The following is a 15,905-nucleotide window of genomic DNA, read 5'->3' on the forward strand; positions in this document are numbered from 1 at the left end:
ATAATTCGAAAATTCTGTTGCGCGTGGCGGTACGCGATCATTACAATCCGCTGGAGCTTGCCCGCAGCCGGTCGCGCCGCGTCGTCTGCATGAAGAGCGATCCTCACATTTCCGGACCAGGAGACGAGAATGTCCGCTGTACCTAACGAAGTGATGAAGTATGTCGCCGCCGAGCGTGACGACGATCCGCAAGAAACCGTTGAATGGCTCGAGGCGCTCGACGGCGTGATCTCCTCCGTCGGCACGGGCCGGGCGCACTACCTGATCGAAAAGCAGATCGAATTCGCGCGCGTGCGCGGCGAGCATCTGCCGTTCTCCGCGAACACCCCGTACATCAACACGATTCCGGTCGACGCCCAGGCGAAGATCCCCGGCGACCAGGAAATCGAGCACAAGATCCGCTCGTACACGCGCTGGAACGCACTTGCGATGGTGCTGCGCGCGGGCAAGGATACGAACGTCGGCGGCCACATCGCGTCGTTCGCATCGGCCGCGACGCTGTACGACGTCGGCTACAACCACTTCTGGCATGCGCCGTCCGAGAACCACGGCGGCGATCTCGTGTTCGTGCAGGGACACTCGTCGCCGGGCGTTTACTCGCGCGCGTTCCTGCTCGGCCGCCTGAAGGAAGAGCAGCTCGACAACTTCCGTCAGGAAGTCGGCGGCAACGGCATCTCGTCGTATCCGCACCCGTGGCTGATGCCGGACTTCTGGCAGTTCCCGACCGTGTCGATGGGTCTCGGCCCGATCATGGCGATCTACCAGGCCCGCTTCATGAAGTACATCGAAGCACGCGGCATCGCGAAGACGCAGGGCCGCAAGGTCTGGGCGTTCCTCGGCGACGGCGAGACGGACGAGCCGGAATCGCTCGGCGCGATCGGCATGGCGAGCCGCGAGAAGCTCGACAACCTCGTGTTCGTGATCAACTGCAACCTGCAGCGTCTCGATGGCCCGGTGCGCGGCAACGGCAAGATCATCCAGGAACTGGAATCGGAATTCCGCGGCGCGGGCTGGAACGTGATCAAGGTGATCTGGGGCAGCCGCTGGGATGCGCTGTTCGCGCGCGACAAGTCGGGCGTGCTGATGCGCCGCATGATGGAAGTGGTCGACGGCGAGTACCAGACGTACAAGTCGGAATCGGGCGCGTTCGTCCGTGAGCACTTCTTCAACTCGCCGGAACTGAAGGCGCTCGTCGCCGACTGGTCCGACGACGACATCTGGGCACTGAACCGCGGCGGCCACGATCCGCACAAGATCTACGCGGCGTTCCACGAGGCCAGCAACACGAAGGGCGCGCCGACCGTCATCCTCGCGAAGACCATCAAGGGCTACGGGATGGGCGAGTCGGGCCAGGCGATGAACATCACGCACCAGCAGAAGAAGCTGCCGGTCGAGCAACTGAAGAAGTTCCGTGATCAATTCCGCCTGCCGATCACCGACGAGCAGATCGCCGACGTGCCGTATCTGACGTTCGAGGAAGGTTCGAAGGAACTGGAATACATGCGCAAGCAGCGCATGGACCTCGGCGGCTACCTGCCGCAGCGCCGCGAGAAGGCGACGTCGCTGCCGGTGCCGGCGCTCGACGCGTTCGAGCCGCTGCTGAAGGGCACGGGCGAAGGCCGCGAGATCTCGACGACGATGGCGTTCGTGCGGATCCTGAACATCCTGCTGAAGGACAAGGCGCTCGGCAAGCGCGTCGTGCCGATCGTCCCGGACGAATCGCGCACGTTCGGCATGGAAGGCCTGTTCCGCCAGATCGGCATCTGGAACCAGGAAGGCCAGAAGTACGTGCCGGAAGATTCCGACCAGCTGATGTTCTACAAGGAATCGGAAACCGGCCAGATCCTGCAGGAAGGCATCAACGAAGCGGGCGGCATGTGCGACTGGATCGCGGCGGCGACGTCGTATTCGACGCACGGCGAGATCATGGTGCCGTTCTACATCTTCTACTCGATGTTCGGCTTCCAGCGGATCGGCGATCTGGCATGGGCAGCGGGCGACATGCGCTCGCGCGGCTTCCTGCTGGGCGGCACCGCGGGCCGCACGACGCTGAACGGCGAAGGCCTGCAGCACGAGGACGGCCACTCGCTCCTGTGGGCGGCATCGGTGCCGAACTGCGTGAGCTACGACCCGACGTTCGGCTACGAACTCGCGGTGATCATCCAGGACGGCCTGCGCCGCATGGTGCAGGACCAGGAAGACGTGTACTACTACGTCACGGTGATGAACGAGAACTACGAGCACCCGGCGATCCCGCAGGGCGAGCACGTGGCGGCCGACATCATCAAGGGCATGTACGCGTTCAAGAAGGCCGACGCGAGCAAGAAGGCGCCGCGCGTGCAGCTGCTCGGCGCGGGCACGATCTTCAACGAAGTGATCGCCGCCGCCGACCTGCTGGAGAAAGACTGGGGCGTCGCCGCCGACCTGTGGAGCGTGCCGAGCTTCACCGAGCTCGCGCGCGAAGGCCATGAAGTCGAGCGCTGGAACCTGCTCCATCCGACCGACGAGCGTCGCCTGTCGCACGTGCAGAAGTGCCTGAAGGACACGCAGGGCCCGGTCATCGCATCGACCGACTACGTCCGTGCGCTGGTCGACCAGATCCGCGGCCAGATCGATCGCCGCTTCGTCGTGCTGGGTACCGACGGCTACGGCCGCTCGGACACCCGCGCGAACCTGCGTCACTTCTTCGAGGTGGACCGCTACTGGGTCACGGTCACGGCGCTCAATGCGCTCGCGGACGAAGGCACGATCGACCGCAAGGTCGTCGCCGACGCGATCGCGAAGTACAACCTCGATCCGTCCAAGCCCAACCCGATGACGGTTTAACGCACACGCGCCGTGTGATGCCGCGCGCCGCTTCCGGGAGGGGCGCGCGCGGCTCTGGAGACACAAAAAGATGAGTCAAGCGATCGAAGTGAAGGTGCCGGATATCGGCGATTACAAGGACGTGCCCGTCATCGAAGTGCTCGTGAAGGCGGGCGACACGGTCGAGCCCGAGCAGTCGCTCGTCACGCTCGAATCGGACAAGGCGACGATGGACGTGCCGAGCCCGTCGGGCGGCACGGTCAAGGAAGTGAAGGTCAAGGTCGGCGATTCGGTGTCGGAAGGCTCGCTGATCATCCTGCTCGAAGGCGGCGCCGCGGCGCAGCCGAACGGCGCGGCCGCGCCGGCCGCAGCGCCAGTCGTCGCACCGGCGGCTGCAGTGCCCGCAGCGGCGCCGGCGGCAGCACCGGCAGCATCGGCAGCAGCAGGCGGCACGCTCGAAGTGAAGGTGCCGGACATCGGCGACTACAAGGACGTGCCGGTGATCGAGATCGGCGTGAAGGTCGGCGACACGGTCGAGAAGGAACAGTCGCTCGTCACGCTCGAGTCGGACAAGGCGACGATGGACGTGCCGAGCCCGGCCGCCGGCGTCGTGAAGGAAATCAAGGTGAAGGTCGGTGACGCAGTGTCCGAAGGGACGCTGATCGTGCTGCTCGAGGCCGCCGGCGCATCTGCCGCCGCCGCGCCGCAGGCAAGCGCACCGGCGCCCGCTGCCGCTCCGGCCCCGGCCGCCGCGGCGCCCGCGCCGCAGGCTGCACCGGCTCCGGCTGCCGCACCCGCACCCGCACCGGCACCGGCCGGCGAATACCGCGCAAGCCACGCATCGCCGTCCGTGCGCAAGTTCGCGCGCGAACTCGGCGTCGACGTCGCGCGCGTTGGCGGCAGCGGCCCGAAGGGCCGCATCACGAAGGAAGACGTCACGAACTTCGTGAAGGGCGTGATGACGGGCCAGCGTGCGGCACCGGTCGCAGCAGCCGCGCCGGCAGGCGGCGGCGAGCTGAACCTGCTGCCGTGGCCGAAGGTCGATTTCGCGAAGTTCGGCCCGTTCGAGGCGAAGCCGCTGTCGCGGATCAAGAAGATCTCGGGCGCGAACCTGCATCGCAACTGGGTGATGATCCCGCACGTCACGAACAACGACGAAGCGGACATCACCGATCTCGAGGCGCTGCGCGTGCAGCTGAACAAGGAGCACGAAAAGGCGGGCGTGAAGTTCACGATGCTCGCGTTCGTGATCAAGGCGGTCGTGTCGGCGCTGAAGAAGTTCCCGACCTTCAACGCGAGCCTCGACGGCGACAACCTCGTGTTCAAGCAGTACTACCACATCGGTTTTGCCGCCGACACGCCGAACGGCCTCGTCGTGCCGGTGATCCGCGATGCGGACAAGAAGGGGCTCGTCGACATCGCGAAGGAAATGAGCGAGCTGTCGAAGGCCGCGCGCGACGGCAAGCTGAAGCCGGACCAGATGCAGGGCGGCTGCTTCTCGATCTCGTCGCTCGGCGGGATCGGTGGCACGAACTTCACGCCGATCATCAATGCGCCGGAAGTCGCGATCCTCGGCCTGTCGCGCGGCCAGATGAAGCCGGTGTGGGACGGCAAGCAGTTCGTGCCGCGCCTCACGCTGCCGCTGTCGCTGTCGTATGACCATCGCGTGATCGACGGCGCGGAAGCCGCGCGGTTCAATGCGTATCTCGGCGCGATTCTCGGCGACTTCCGTCGTGTGATTCTTTGATGAGCAGGGAGTCTCGCGGGGGCGTGGATTTTTTGTCGGTCATCCCGCCCTGTCGTTGAACCTGTTTTGCTAACGGTCGATTGGCGTCGCCCCTGCGCGGGGCGGCGGTCACTTTTCTTTGTCTTCCAAAGAAAAGTAACCAAAAGAAAGGCGCGTCCTTGGGCGGACGGCAAAGGTGGTCCTGCCCATGTCCCCGTTCTCCAGTCAAGCCGTAGTCTCGTTCAACTCGCGGGTCTCCCTCCGTCTGTCAGCAGCTAAACAAGAAGGGGACAGTACATGAGTCTCATCGAAGTCAAGGTTCCGGATATCGGCGATTTCAGCGGCGTCGATGTCATCGAAGTCAACGTCCAGCCGGGCGACGTGATCGAAAAAGAGCAGACGCTCATCACGCTCGAATCGGACAAGGCATCCATGGAAGTGCCGAGCGACGTCGCCGGCACGGTCAAGGAAATCAAGGTCAAGGCCGGCGACAAGGTCTCGCAAGGCACCGTGATCGCACTCGTCGAGGCATCGGCGGGTGCCGCCGCACCCGCAAAGGCCGCCGAACCGGCCAAGCCCGCAGCACCGGCCGCCGCGCCTGCAGCCGCACCGGCTCCGGCGCCGCAAGCCGGCAGCTACAGCGGCGCCGCCGACATCGAGTGCGACATGCTCGTGCTCGGCGCCGGCCCCGGCGGCTACTCGGCCGCGTTCCGCGCAGCCGATCTCGGCATGAAGACTGTGCTGGTCGAGCGCTACCCGACGCTCGGCGGCGTCTGCCTGAACGTCGGCTGCATTCCGTCGAAGGCGCTGCTGCATACGGCGCTTGTCGTCGAAGAGGCCGAAGCGCTCGCCGCGCACGGCATCACGTTCGGCAAGCCCGAAGTCAACCTCGACAAGCTGCGCGACTTCAAGTCCGGCGTCGTCAAGAAGCTGACTACGGGCCTCGCCGGCATGGCGAAGGCGCGCAAGGTCGAAGTCGTGACGGGCGTCGGCACGTTCGTCGATCCGTATCACATGGAAGTGCAGGGCGAAGGCGGCAAGAAGGTCGTCAGGTTCAAGCAGGCGATCATCGCCGCGGGCTCGCAATCGGTGAAGCTGCCGTTCCTGCCGGACGACCCGCGCATCGTCGATTCGACCGGCGCGCTGGAACTACGCCAGCAGCCGAAGCGGATGCTCGTGATCGGCGGCGGCATCATCGGCCTCGAAATGGCGACCGTCTACGCGACGCTCGGCGCCGAGATCGACGTCGTCGAAATGCTCGACGTGCTGATGAACGGCGCGGACCGCGACCTCGTCAAGGTCTGGGAAAAGTACAACGCGAAGCGCTTCGGCAACGTGATGCTGAAGACCAAGACGGTCGGCGCGGAAGCGAAGGAAGACGGCATCTACGTGACGTTCGAGGGCGAGAAGGCACCGGCGGAGCCGCAGCGCTACGACCTCGTGCTGGTCGCAGTCGGCCGCAGCCCGAACGGCAAGAAGATCGGCGCGGACAAGGCAGGCGTTGCGGTGACGGATCGCGGCTTCATCGACGTCGACAAGCAGATGCGCACGAACGTCCCGCACATCTTCGCGATCGGCGATATCGTCGGCCAGCCGATGCTCGCGCACAAGGCCGTGCACGAAGGCCACGTCGCGGCGGAAGCGGCGCACGGCGAGAAGGCCTACTTCGACGCGCTGCAGATTCCGTCGGTGGCCTACACTGATCCGGAAGTCGCGTGGGCCGGCAAGACCGAAGAGCAGTGCAAGGCCGAAGGCATCAAGTACGGCAAGGCGGTGTTCCCGTGGGCCGCATCGGGCCGCGCGATCGCGAACGGCCGCGACGAAGGCTTCACGAAACTGATCTTCGACGAGGAAACCCATCGCGTGATCGGCGGCGGCATCGTCGGCCTGAACGCGGGCGACCTGATCAGCGAAGTGTGCCTGGCCGTCGAGATGGGCGCGGACGCGGAAGACATCGGCAAGACGATCCATCCGCACCCGACGCTCGGCGAATCGGTCGGGATGGCCGCCGAGCTGTACGAAGGCGTCTGCACGGACCTGCCGCCGCAGCGCAAGAAGTAACACGCGCAGCCATGCCGGCGCCGCGCGCCGGCCATGCAAAAGCGGCGCTTCCCCGAAGTGGGGAAGCGCCGCTTTTTTACGCGGGTGCGGACTGCACGCTGCCCCCGCCACTCGGATCGCGCCGGCGGGGGCAGCCGCTTGCGGATCGAATGCGAGAGGGCCGGATCAGCCGGGCTGACAGTCCGGCAAGCCCCCGCAGTCGTATCGGCCACCTCCCGGAAAAAGAAAAGCCGCGCTGAGCGCGGCTTTTCCTGAGCGCGTGGAGCGCTTTTAAGCAGGCTTACGCAGCCGGCTTGGTCGCACGGCGCGAAGCCGCTGCGCTGGCAGCCTTCGTCGCGACGGCGGCGGCGGCGTTGAAGTTCGTCTCGGCGATCTCGACGGCTTGCTTCGCAGCCTTCTGGACCGTTTCGTACGTCGTGTTCGCGGCGTTCAGCGCCGACTTCAGCGCGGCGACAGCCGTTTCCGAACCGGCCGGGGCGTTCTTCGCGACGTTGTCGACGAGCGCCTGGATCTTGTTGTTCTGCTCTTCGAATTGCGCTTCGGCAACCTTCGCGAACTCGGCTTGCGTAGCCGACGCGATTTCATACAGGTGACGGCCGTATGCCAGCGCCTTTTCCGCGACCGGCTGCGTGAGGCTCGCCTGCAGCGCGATCAGTTCCTGCGCGTCCTTCACCGACAGCAGGCGCTGTGCGTTTTCCTGCGATTCAGCCAGCGACGACTTCACGACTTGCAGGTTGAGTTCGATCAGCTTTTCGACGCCTTCGAATGCCTTGGTCGTCAGACCGAACAGGCTTTCGAGGTTGGCTTTCTGTGCGGCGGCGATTTGCTCGGGGGTCAGCAAGGACATGTCAAGCTCCTGAAAAGCGATCGCATGATCGCAAGGATAAAGGGCACTACGCTGGGGAACCTCGGTTGTGCGCGCTTTGTGCAACGCAGCAATGGAAGCTATTTTAGGGCAGAAGAAGCCGATGTCAAGCATTTTTTGTGCGTCGCACAATGCCGACAATTTATCGACAAAACAACGACTTATCTGCCGGTTTCGGAAACGGTTTCAGGCGCCGTCTCCCACATGGTGCGCACGCTCGGCGGGCACGCGCGGCGCACCAGGATCGCGCGCAGGTAAACCTGACAGGGGGGTGGAACGTTGTGCTCTTGTTCTTGTCGAAAAGCGCGCCGTTTCGATGCGCGCAGCGGCGATGTGCCTCGCCGCTGCCTGCACACGTGCCGCTTGGCCTGCCGAGCGCCGGATACGTAGTTTCCCCGCTTTAAAACGCCCTCAAAGTGACGTTATCTCAATTAACCGAGAGGTCATCGCGAGGCGAGCACTGTGAGGCTGTGCGCCCATCATGAATTTTTCCGATGGGAGCGGGGGTGTCGATCGATCGTGTTTTCGTCGACGCTTACATTCCGGTTTAACGACGATCGGTAAGTGCCTAATATTGCTTATTTTTTCAGCCTTAACTACACTTGCGGAAACTCCCGCCGCTTTGTCCAGACCCCAATGAAAGCCGAATCGTTTTCACCGCGCAGAATGTTGCAGAGCATAACGCTCGGCACGGCGGTGTCGGTCGCCGTCGCCTTGCTGGCGGCCACTGCCACCGTTGCGCCCGCTGATGCCTTTGCCGCCACTGCGACCACTCACCAAGCCGCCAAGAAGAAAGCGACTGCTTCGTCCGCGAAGAAGTCGGTGAAATCGGCGTCCGCCACCGCCGACGCGCCGAGCGCGAAGGCGACGCGCAAGCGCGCGACGCTCACCGCCAACGGGCACGTGCGCGGCCACCACGGCGCCTTGCGCCGGGTCGCGTTCCAGCCGCGCCAGCCGTCGGTCGGCCAGGCATTCGGCCTGCACGACACGCCGGACGCGCTCGCGCTGCGCTCGAGCGTCGCGTATGTCGTCGACCAGAACACCAGCGAGCCGCTGTTCGACAAGAATTCGCACGCGGTCGTGCCGATCGCGTCGATCACGAAGCTGATGACGTCGATGGTCGTGCTCGACTCGAAGCTGCCGCTGACCGACCAGATCGAAGTCACCGACGAAGATCGCGACTACGAGAAGGGCACGGGCTCGCGCCTGTCGGTCGGCTCGGTGCTGTCGCGCGACGACATGCTGCACATCGCGCTGATGGCGTCCGAGAACCGCGCGGCGGCGGCGCTGTCGCGCTACTACCCGGGCGGCCGTCCGGCCTTCATCGCGGCGATGAACGCAAAGGCGAAGGCGCTCGGCATGACCGACACCCACTTCGAGAATTCGACCGGGCTGTCGAGCCAGAACGTATCGAGCGCGCGCGACCTCGTGAAGATGGTCAACGCGGCGTACCAGTACCCGTTGATCCGCAAGTTCTCGACCGACCGCAGCTACGAGGTGAACACGGGCAAGCGGAACCTGGCTTACAACAGCACGAATGCGCTGATCCGCGGCAACGGCTCGTGGGACATCGGCCTGCAGAAGACCGGCTTCATCAACGAGGCGGGTGAGTGCCTCGTGATGCAGGCGACGATCCATGGCCGTCCGATGGTGATCGTGCTGCTGGACTCGTACGGCAAGTATTCGCGCTTCGCCGATGCGGCGCGGCTGCGAAATTGGCTCGACGCCGGCGGCGGCGAACGCCTGACGGCATCCAATTCGCCGAACGGCGGTACCTGATCGTGCTTCCGCGGCGGCGTTTCGACGCCGCTGCACCGAAGCCAGCAAAAAGCCCCGCGATTGCGGGGCTTTTTTCGTTCGGCGGATCGCGTAGCGGCCGTTCAGGCCTGGCGCTGCAGGCCTTCCGCGTCTTTCCCGTTTTCGGGCCGGTAGCCGAGCGATTCCGAGATGGTCAGCGCGGTGCGGCTCAACTGCCCGAGCCATGCGTCCTGCAGGCGATCGGCCGGCGCCGACAGCGACAGGCCCGCGACGAGCTTACCCGAGTCGTCGTAGATGCCCGCGGCAATGCAGCGCACCCCCAGTTCGAGCTCCTCGTTGTCGCGCGCGCACGATTGCTGCCGGACGATCGTCAGCTCGCGCTCGAGCTTCGCGATGTCGGTGATGCTGTTCTGCGTGTGGCCCGCGAGCCCTGTGCGTGTCGCATACGCACGCACCCGCGCCGTTTCGTCCGCCGCGAGGAACAGCTTGCCGACCGACGTCAGGTGCAGCGGCGCACGGCCGCCGATCGCGCGCACGACCTGCATCCCGGAACGCTCCGAGTACGCGCGCTCGATATAGACGATCTCGTCGCCCTGGCGCACCGACAGGTTCACCGTCTGGCCGGTCAGGCGGTGCAGCTCGCGCATCGGCATCAGCGCCGCGTCGCGCACCGACAGGCGCGCCTTCACGAGGTTGCCGAGCTCGAGCAGCCGCATGCCGAGCCGGTATGTGCCCGGGTCGGAGCGATCGACGAGGCGGCAGGTCACCATGTCGTTCAGGATGCGATGCGCAGTCGACGGGTGCAACTCCGTGCGCTGCGCGAGCTCCTTCAGGCTGACAGGGTCGGTGTGCTCGGCAAGGGCGTCGAGCAACCGCATCATGCGTTCGATCACCTGGATCGACGTTTTGGAATCCGGGGTCGGGTTGGTCATGTCGGGGAATCGGTTGATGCGTCAAACGCTATTGTGGCGATTGTATCTCGTATCGTGAAAAAAGCGAACGGCGTTCGAGGAAGTCCTCGTTTTCGCGCCGGGCGGGCCGCGTCGTGTCCGGCGTTGGTCTTGCCGGGCAAACGGCGGATAATGAGAGCCGTTTTCTCGAAGGAGCGCGTATGCGAGTCGGTTTGTTCGTGACCTGTCTGGTCGATCTGATGCGTCCCGAAATCGGTTTTTCCGCGCTCAAGCTGATCCAGGGCGCCGGCTTCGAGGTGATCGTGCCGCCGGCACAGACCTGCTGCGGCCAGCCGGCCTACAACTCGGGCGACCGCGCGCTTGCGCGCGACCTCGCCGAGAAGACGCTGCGCGAGTTCGAGCAGTTCGACTATGTCGTCGCGCCGTCGGGCTCGTGCGGTGGAATGATCCGCACGCACTATGGCGACCTGTTTCGCGACGACCCCGAACTGATGGGGCGTTTTTCCCGGTTCCAGCAAAAGGTCTACGAGCTGACCGACTTCCTCGTGAATGTCGCGAAGGTGAAGCTCGAGCCGGGCGAATTCGCGGGCCCGGTCACGTACCACGACGCGTGCTCGGGGCTGCGCGAGCTGGGCGTGAAGGCCCAGCCGCGCGCGCTGCTCGCGCAGCGCGGCGTCGCGGTCACCGAGATGAAGGATTGCGAGCACTGCTGCGGCTTCGGCGGCACGTTCGCGGTCAAGTACGGCGACATCTCGACGGCGATCGCCGACGAGAAGTGCGCGAACGTGCGCGCGTCGGGTGCGGGCGCCGTCGTGCTCGGCGATCTCGGCTGCATGCTGAACATCGAAGGGCGGTTGCGCCGCACGGGCGACCGCGACACGCGCGTGCTGCACGTCGCGCAGGTGCTGGCGGGCGACGTCTGACGCCCGGTTCCGCTCACTTTCCCCCGATACCGCGATGCAAGTCCAATCGATGCATTTCAAGGCGCGCGCCGGCCAGAAGCTCGCCGACCAGCGCCTGCAGCAGAACCTGAAGAAGCTGTCGACGAAGTTCGTGTCGGCACGCGCCGACGCGATCGCGCAGATCGACTTCCCGGCAACGCGCGCGGCGCTGAAGGCACGCCGCAACCGCGCGCTCGAGAATCTCGACGTCTGGCTCGAGGCGTTCGAGCTCGAGGCGGTGCGGCGCGGCACGACGGTGCTGTACGCGCAGACGACCGCCGACGCCGCGCGGCTCGTCGCCGACATTGCGCGCCGTCACGACGTGAAGAAGGTCATCAAGACCAAGTCGATGGTGTCCGAGGAAATGCGCCTGAACGAGGTGCTCGGCCAGATGGGCGTACAGTCGATCGAGACGGATCTCGGCGAATACATCCTGCAGATCAACGACAACGAGCCGCCGAGCCACATCATCGCGCCCGTCGTGCACAAGGACAAGGACGAGATTGCCGACCTGTTCGCGCGCACCCACCACCGCGAGCGGCTGACGGAGATTCCCGACATGACGCGCGAGGCGCGCGAGATGCTGCGTCCGCAATTCCTGTCGGCCGACATGGGCGTAACGGGCGGCAACTTCGTGATCGCCGAGACGGGCTCGGTCGTGCTCGTGACGAACGAGGGCAACGAGGGCATGTGCACGGTGATGCCGCGCGTGCACGTCGCGGTGACGGGCATCGAGAAGGTGCTGCCGACGCTCGAGGATCTCGCGACCGCAATGCGCCTGCTGCCGCGCTCGGCAACCGGCCAGAAAACGTCGAACTACTTCTCGCTGCTGACGGGCCCCCGCCAGCCGGGCGACGAGGACGGCCCCGAGCACAACTACGTGGTGCTCGTCGACGGCGGCCGCACGGGCCTCATCGGCGGCGAGTTCCAGGAGATGCTGCGCTGCATCCGCTGCGGCGCGTGCATGAACCACTGCCCGGTATACCAGAAGGTCGGCGGCCACGCGTACGGCTGGGTCTATCCGGGGCCGATGGGCTCGGTGCTGACGCCGAGCTACGTCGGGCTCGACCGCGCGCTCGACCTGCCGCAGGCGGCGACGCTGTGCGGCGAGTGTGACAGCGTGTGTCCGGTCGGCATCCCGTTGTCGCACCTGTTGCGCACACTGCGCGAAAAGCAGGTCGAGCGGCATCTGCGGCCGTGGCGCGAGCGGGCGGGGCTCGCCGTATGGGGGTTCGTCGCGCGCCGGCCGACGCTGTACGCACTGACGACGAAACTCGCGGTGCGCATCCTCGAGCGGCTCGGCGGCGACGGCGGGATGCTGCGGCGCCTGCCGATGATGGGCGGCTGGATGGATACGCGCGACATGCCGGTGCCGACGGGGCGCACGTTCCGCGAGCTGTACGCGGCGTCCCGCAGCCACCTCGGCTGAGCGCGCGCGACTGTTCATCCGGCCGCAACACTGCGTTCGCTATTCATGTATTTATCCCGATAGGTGCGATCTATAGAATTCACCCTGTAGTCCCCGGAAGAGAGTTTCGGGGCGTCAGGTCAAGGAGGTCGCATCATGAGAAAGACAATATCGATGTACTGGCCGTTGGCGATCGTCGTGCCGCTCGCGGCTGCCGCGTATCTGCATGCCGTCGGCGGCGCCGCGTCGCGTGGCCCGCTCGCGGCGCACCAGGCGTCGGCCGAGCTGGCGCGCACCGTGTCGTTCGGTCTCGTCGGCGAGACGGCGAAGTCGCTGCCCGCGGCGTCGGGCGACGTTGCACTGGCCGCGCCGAAGGCGCTCTGAGGCAGTTCGCCGTCGCGCGGCGCGGCCGCGCGAATCCGCGTGCCTTTATATAATGGCGCGTTCTTTCCATGCGCGGTCCGCCGCGGCTTTCCGGTAGTGCGATGACCCGCGTAGCGATCTGTTTCGTCTGTCTCGGCAACATCTGCCGCTCGCCCACGGCAGAAGGCGTGATGCGCCATCAGGTGCACGCCGCCGGGCTGTCGGATCACGTCGACGTCGATTCGGCCGGTACCGGCGACTGGCATGTCGGCGAGCCGCCCGACACGCGGGCGCAGGCGGCCGCAAGCGCCCGCGGCTACGACCTGTCGGCGCTGCGCGCGCGACAGGTGCGCGCAGCGGATTTCGAGCGCTTTGATCTGCTGCTCGCGATGGACGAGGCCAATCTCGCCGAATTGCGCCGGCGCTGCCCGTCGCAGCACCGCGACAAGGTGCGGCTGTTGATGGAGTTCGCGCCGGGCGTGCCGGAAACCGAGGTCGCCGACCCTTATTTCGGCGGCGCTCAGGGCTTCGAGCGCGTGCTCGACCAGTGCGAGGACGCCTGCCGCGGCCTTCTGGATACGCTGCGCGAGCGCGTGTCTCGCTGACTTCCGAAGCGGATTTGTTAATTGCTTTGCGAATACCCTGTTGAAGACAGGGATACTTGACTAAAATCGTCAAATATTTTTATACTTGACCAAAATCGTCAAGATTGCGGTCCCCTAACACCATGAGACTCACCACGAAAGGTCGTTTCGCCGTCACGGCGATGATTGACTTGGCACTGCGCCAGGAGCAGGGCCCGGTGACGCTTGCAGGCATCAGCCAGCGCCAGCGGATTTCGCTCTCGTACCTCGAACAGCTGTTCGGCAAGCTGCGCAGACATGAAATCGTCGAATCCGTGCGCGGCCCGGGCGGCGGCTACAACCTCGCGCGCCGCGCGCAGGACGTGACCGTTGCCGACATCATCATCGCGGTCGACGAACCGCTCGATGCCACGCAATGCGGCGGCAAGGGCACGTGCGACGGCTCGAAGCAGCCCGACGGCCACTGCATGACGCACGAGCTGTGGGCAACCCTCAATCAGAAGATGGTCGAATACCTCGATTCGGTGTCGCTGCAGGATCTCGTCGATCAGCAGCGCACGCGCGAAGGCGCGCCCGCGGTGCTGCGCGACCGGCGCGCGCCGGAGCCCGTCGCCGCACCGGCCGAGCCGATGCGCACGATGCCGCTCGGTCCGAATTCGGTGTTCAACATCGCCAGTTCGTGAGCGCCGACGCGGCCCGCCGACATCCAACAACGCATAGTCCCTGCACAGAATACCCGGAGCGACAGATGACCCAAGAGACTCTCCACCTGCCCATCTACATGGATTACAGCGCGACGACGCCGGTCGACCCGCGCGTGGTCGACAAGATGGTGCCGTACCTGCGCGAGCAGTTCGGCAATCCGGCGTCGCGCAGCCATGCGTACGGCTGGGATGCGGAACGTGCGGTCGAAGAGGCGCGCGAGCAGGTGGCCGCGCTCGTGAACGCGGATCCGCGCGAGATCATCTGGACGTCGGGCGCGACCGAGTCGGACAACCTCGCGATCAAGGGCGCAGCGAACTTCTACCAGGGCAAGGGCAAGCACATCGTCACGGTGAAGACCGAGCACAAGGCCGTGCTCGACACCTGCCGCGAGCTCGAACGCGACGGCTTCGAAGTTACCTATCTGGACGTGAAGGACAACGGCCTGATCGACCTCGACGCGCTCAAGGCCGCGCTGCGTCCGGACACGATCCTCGTGTCGGTGATGCACGTGAACAATGAGATCGGCGTGATCCAGGACATCGCGACGATCGGCGAGATCTGCCGCGAGAAGGGCATCATTTTCCACGTGGACGCGGCACAGTCGACGGGCAAGGTCGAGATCGACCTCGCGAAGCTGAAGGTCGACCTGATGTCGTTCTCCGCGCACAAGACCTACGGCCCGAAGGGCATCGGCGCGCTGTACGTGCGCCGCAAGCCGCGCGTGCGCATCGAAGCGCAGATGCACGGCGGCGGCCACGAGCGCGGGATGCGCTCGGGCACGCTGGCGACGCATCAGATCGTCGGCATGGGCGAAGCGTTCCGCATCGCCAGGGAAGAAATGGCGACCGAGAACGAGCGGATCCGCATGCTGCGCGACAAGCTGCTGCGCGGCCTGTCGCAGATCGAGGAAACGTACGTGAACGGCGACATGGAGCACCGGATCCCGCACAACCTGAACATCAGCTTCAACTTCGTCGAAGGCGAGTCGCTGATCATGGCGATCAAGGACGTCGCGGTGTCGTCAGGCTCCGCGTGCACGTCGGCGTCGCTGGAACCGTCGTACGTGCTGCGTGCGCTCGGCCGCAACGACGAACTCGCGCACAGCTCGATCCGCTTCACGGTCGGCCGCTTCACGACGGAGCAGGAGGTGGACTACGTGATCAATCTGCTGAACAGCAAGATCGCGAAGCTGCGCGAACTGTCGCCGCTTTGGGAAATGCACCAGGAAGGCATCGATCTGTCGACGATCGAATGGGCCGCGCACTAAACACATTCGCGGGCGGATTGGCGCACGCAGACGTAACGAGTCAAGGAGTCTGAGTCATGTCTTACAGCAACAAGGTTCTGGATCACTACGAAAACCCGCGTAACGTCGGCTCGTTCGCGAAGGACGACGACGCGGTCGGTACCGGCATGGTCGGCGCGCCGGCGTGCGGCGACGTGATGAAGCTGCAGATCCGCGTGGGTGCGGACGGCGTGATCGAGGACGCGAAGTTCAAGACCTACGGTTGCGGCTCGGCGATCGCGTCGAGCTCGCTCGTGACCGAGTGGGTGAAGGGCAAGACGCTCGACGAGGCGCTCGCGATCAAGAACACGCAGATCGCCGAAGAGCTGGCGCTGCCGCCCGTGAAGATCCACTGTTCGATCCTCGCGGAAGACGCAATCAAGGCGGCGGTGGCCGACTACAAGAAGCGCCACGACGGCGTGGAAGGCGATCAGGCAGCGGCCTGAGCGGCATCGAGCGACTAAGCTGGAACGCGCGACGCACCGCGATCGGT

At 65.3% G+C, this 15,905-nt stretch carries 14 protein-coding genes; 12 read left to right on the plus strand and 2 right to left on the minus strand.

All coding sequences use genetic code 11. The annotated features are described in order from the left end of the window. The first annotated feature begins 129 nt into the window (after positions 1–129). The 3 genes from aceE (at position 130) to lpdA (ending at position 6,592) form a co-directional block, all read left to right on the plus strand. Positions 130–2,826 (plus strand): pyruvate dehydrogenase (acetyl-transferring), homodimeric type, encoded by a 2,697-nt coding sequence (gene aceE, locus ACV22Z_RS08805; RefSeq protein ID WP_448075933.1) that lies wholly within the window; start codon positions 130–132, stop codon positions 2,824–2,826. 70 nt (positions 2,827–2,896) lie between these two features. Further along, the gene (aceF, locus tag ACV22Z_RS08810) at positions 2,897–4,552 is read left to right on the plus strand and encodes a dihydrolipoyllysine-residue acetyltransferase (RefSeq protein WP_448075934.1); all 1,656 of its coding nucleotides are present in this window, start codon (positions 2,897–2,899) and stop codon (positions 4,550–4,552) included. A 276-nt stretch (positions 4,553–4,828) separates the two neighbouring features. Continuing rightward, positions 4,829–6,592, plus strand: a complete 1,764-nt coding sequence (gene lpdA / locus ACV22Z_RS08815; RefSeq protein ID WP_448075935.1) for a dihydrolipoyl dehydrogenase — start codon at positions 4,829–4,831, stop codon at positions 6,590–6,592. Positions 6,593–6,872: 280 nt separating this feature from the next. Here the strand turns inward: lpdA and ACV22Z_RS08820 are convergent, their stop codons facing one another. Then, positions 6,873–7,439, minus strand: coding sequence for a phasin family protein (locus tag ACV22Z_RS08820; RefSeq protein ID WP_448075936.1), 567 nt, complete (start codon positions 7,437–7,439; stop codon positions 6,873–6,875). 24 nt (positions 7,440–7,463) lie between these two features. Between ACV22Z_RS08820 and ACV22Z_RS08825 the strand changes: the two genes are divergently transcribed. Both ACV22Z_RS08825 and pbpG read left to right on the plus strand, forming a co-directional pair. Further along, positions 7,464–7,715, plus strand: a complete 252-nt coding sequence (locus tag ACV22Z_RS08825) for a hypothetical protein (RefSeq protein ID WP_448075937.1) — start codon at positions 7,464–7,466, stop codon at positions 7,713–7,715. A gap of 378 nt (positions 7,716–8,093) precedes the next feature. Further along, complete coding sequence (pbpG, locus tag ACV22Z_RS08830) at positions 8,094–9,236, plus strand: D-alanyl-D-alanine endopeptidase (RefSeq protein ID WP_448075938.1); 1,143 nt, start codon at positions 8,094–8,096, stop codon at positions 9,234–9,236. 101 nt (positions 9,237–9,337) lie between these two features. Here the strand turns inward: pbpG and ACV22Z_RS08835 are convergent, their stop codons facing one another. Beyond that, positions 9,338–10,147 carry an IclR family transcriptional regulator gene (locus ACV22Z_RS08835; RefSeq protein WP_448075939.1) on the minus strand — a complete coding sequence of 270 codons (810 nt, stop codon included), beginning with the start codon at positions 10,145–10,147 and terminating at the stop codon, positions 9,338–9,340. A gap of 179 nt (positions 10,148–10,326) precedes the next feature. Here ACV22Z_RS08835 and ACV22Z_RS08840 point away from each other — a divergent pair, with 179 nt between their 5' ends. The 7 genes from ACV22Z_RS08840 (at position 10,327) to iscU (ending at position 15,858) form a co-directional block, all read left to right on the plus strand. Continuing rightward, on the plus strand, positions 10,327–11,049 hold the full coding sequence (locus tag ACV22Z_RS08840) for a (Fe-S)-binding protein (RefSeq protein WP_448075940.1): 723 nt from the start codon (positions 10,327–10,329) through the stop codon (positions 11,047–11,049). A gap of 34 nt (positions 11,050–11,083) precedes the next feature. Beyond that, positions 11,084–12,496, plus strand: coding sequence for a lactate utilization protein B (locus ACV22Z_RS08845; protein WP_448075941.1), 1,413 nt, complete (start codon positions 11,084–11,086; stop codon positions 12,494–12,496). Between the two features lie 135 nt (positions 12,497–12,631). Further along, a complete protein-coding gene (locus tag ACV22Z_RS08850) occupies positions 12,632–12,859 on the plus strand; it encodes a hypothetical protein (protein WP_448075942.1) in 228 nt (75 codons plus the stop codon). Between the two features lie 101 nt (positions 12,860–12,960). Further along, positions 12,961–13,443 carry a low molecular weight protein-tyrosine-phosphatase gene (locus ACV22Z_RS08855; protein ID WP_448076377.1) on the plus strand — a complete coding sequence of 161 codons (483 nt, stop codon included), beginning with the start codon at positions 12,961–12,963 and terminating at the stop codon, positions 13,441–13,443. A 122-nt stretch (positions 13,444–13,565) separates the two neighbouring features. After that, a complete protein-coding gene (gene iscR / locus ACV22Z_RS08860; RefSeq protein ID WP_448075943.1) occupies positions 13,566–14,105 on the plus strand; it encodes a Fe-S cluster assembly transcriptional regulator IscR in 540 nt (179 codons plus the stop codon). A gap of 65 nt (positions 14,106–14,170) precedes the next feature. Then, positions 14,171–15,394: an IscS subfamily cysteine desulfurase gene (locus ACV22Z_RS08865; protein WP_448075944.1), complete on the plus strand. Its 1,224-nt coding sequence runs from the start codon at positions 14,171–14,173 to the stop codon at positions 15,392–15,394. Between the two features lie 56 nt (positions 15,395–15,450). Beyond that, the gene (gene iscU, locus ACV22Z_RS08870; RefSeq protein ID WP_448075945.1) at positions 15,451–15,858 is read left to right on the plus strand and encodes a Fe-S cluster assembly scaffold IscU; all 408 of its coding nucleotides are present in this window, start codon (positions 15,451–15,453) and stop codon (positions 15,856–15,858) included. Positions 15,859–15,905: the final 47 nt, after the last annotated feature.

It is taken from the genome of Burkholderia sp. PU8-34 (assembly GCF_053427725.1).

Bases quoted from the DNA above. Each gene is read 5' to 3' on its own strand.
- aceE (WP_448075933.1), top strand. From the start codon at position 130: ATGTCCGCTGTACCTAACGAAGTGATGAAGTATGTCGCCGCCGAGCGT.
- aceF (WP_448075934.1), top strand. From the start codon at position 2,897: ATGAGTCAAGCGATCGAAGTGAAGGTGCCGGATATCGGCGATTACAAG.
- lpdA (WP_448075935.1), top strand. From the start codon at position 4,829: ATGAGTCTCATCGAAGTCAAGGTTCCGGATATCGGCGATTTCAGCGGC.
- ACV22Z_RS08820 (WP_448075936.1), bottom strand. From the start codon at position 7,439: ATGTCCTTGCTGACCCCCGAGCAAATCGCCGCCGCACAGAAAGCCAAC.
- ACV22Z_RS08825 (WP_448075937.1), top strand. From the start codon at position 7,464: ATGATCGCAAGGATAAAGGGCACTACGCTGGGGAACCTCGGTTGTGCG.
- pbpG (WP_448075938.1), top strand. From the start codon at position 8,094: ATGAAAGCCGAATCGTTTTCACCGCGCAGAATGTTGCAGAGCATAACG.
- ACV22Z_RS08835 (WP_448075939.1), bottom strand. From the start codon at position 10,147: ATGACCAACCCGACCCCGGATTCCAAAACGTCGATCCAGGTGATCGAA.
- ACV22Z_RS08840 (WP_448075940.1), top strand. From the start codon at position 10,327: ATGCGAGTCGGTTTGTTCGTGACCTGTCTGGTCGATCTGATGCGTCCC.
- ACV22Z_RS08845 (WP_448075941.1), top strand. From the start codon at position 11,084: ATGCAAGTCCAATCGATGCATTTCAAGGCGCGCGCCGGCCAGAAGCTC.
- ACV22Z_RS08850 (WP_448075942.1), top strand. From the start codon at position 12,632: ATGAGAAAGACAATATCGATGTACTGGCCGTTGGCGATCGTCGTGCCG.
- ACV22Z_RS08855 (WP_448076377.1), top strand. From the start codon at position 12,961: ATGACCCGCGTAGCGATCTGTTTCGTCTGTCTCGGCAACATCTGCCGC.
- iscR (WP_448075943.1), top strand. From the start codon at position 13,566: ATGAGACTCACCACGAAAGGTCGTTTCGCCGTCACGGCGATGATTGAC.
- ACV22Z_RS08865 (WP_448075944.1), top strand. From the start codon at position 14,171: ATGACCCAAGAGACTCTCCACCTGCCCATCTACATGGATTACAGCGCG.
- iscU (WP_448075945.1), top strand. From the start codon at position 15,451: ATGTCTTACAGCAACAAGGTTCTGGATCACTACGAAAACCCGCGTAAC.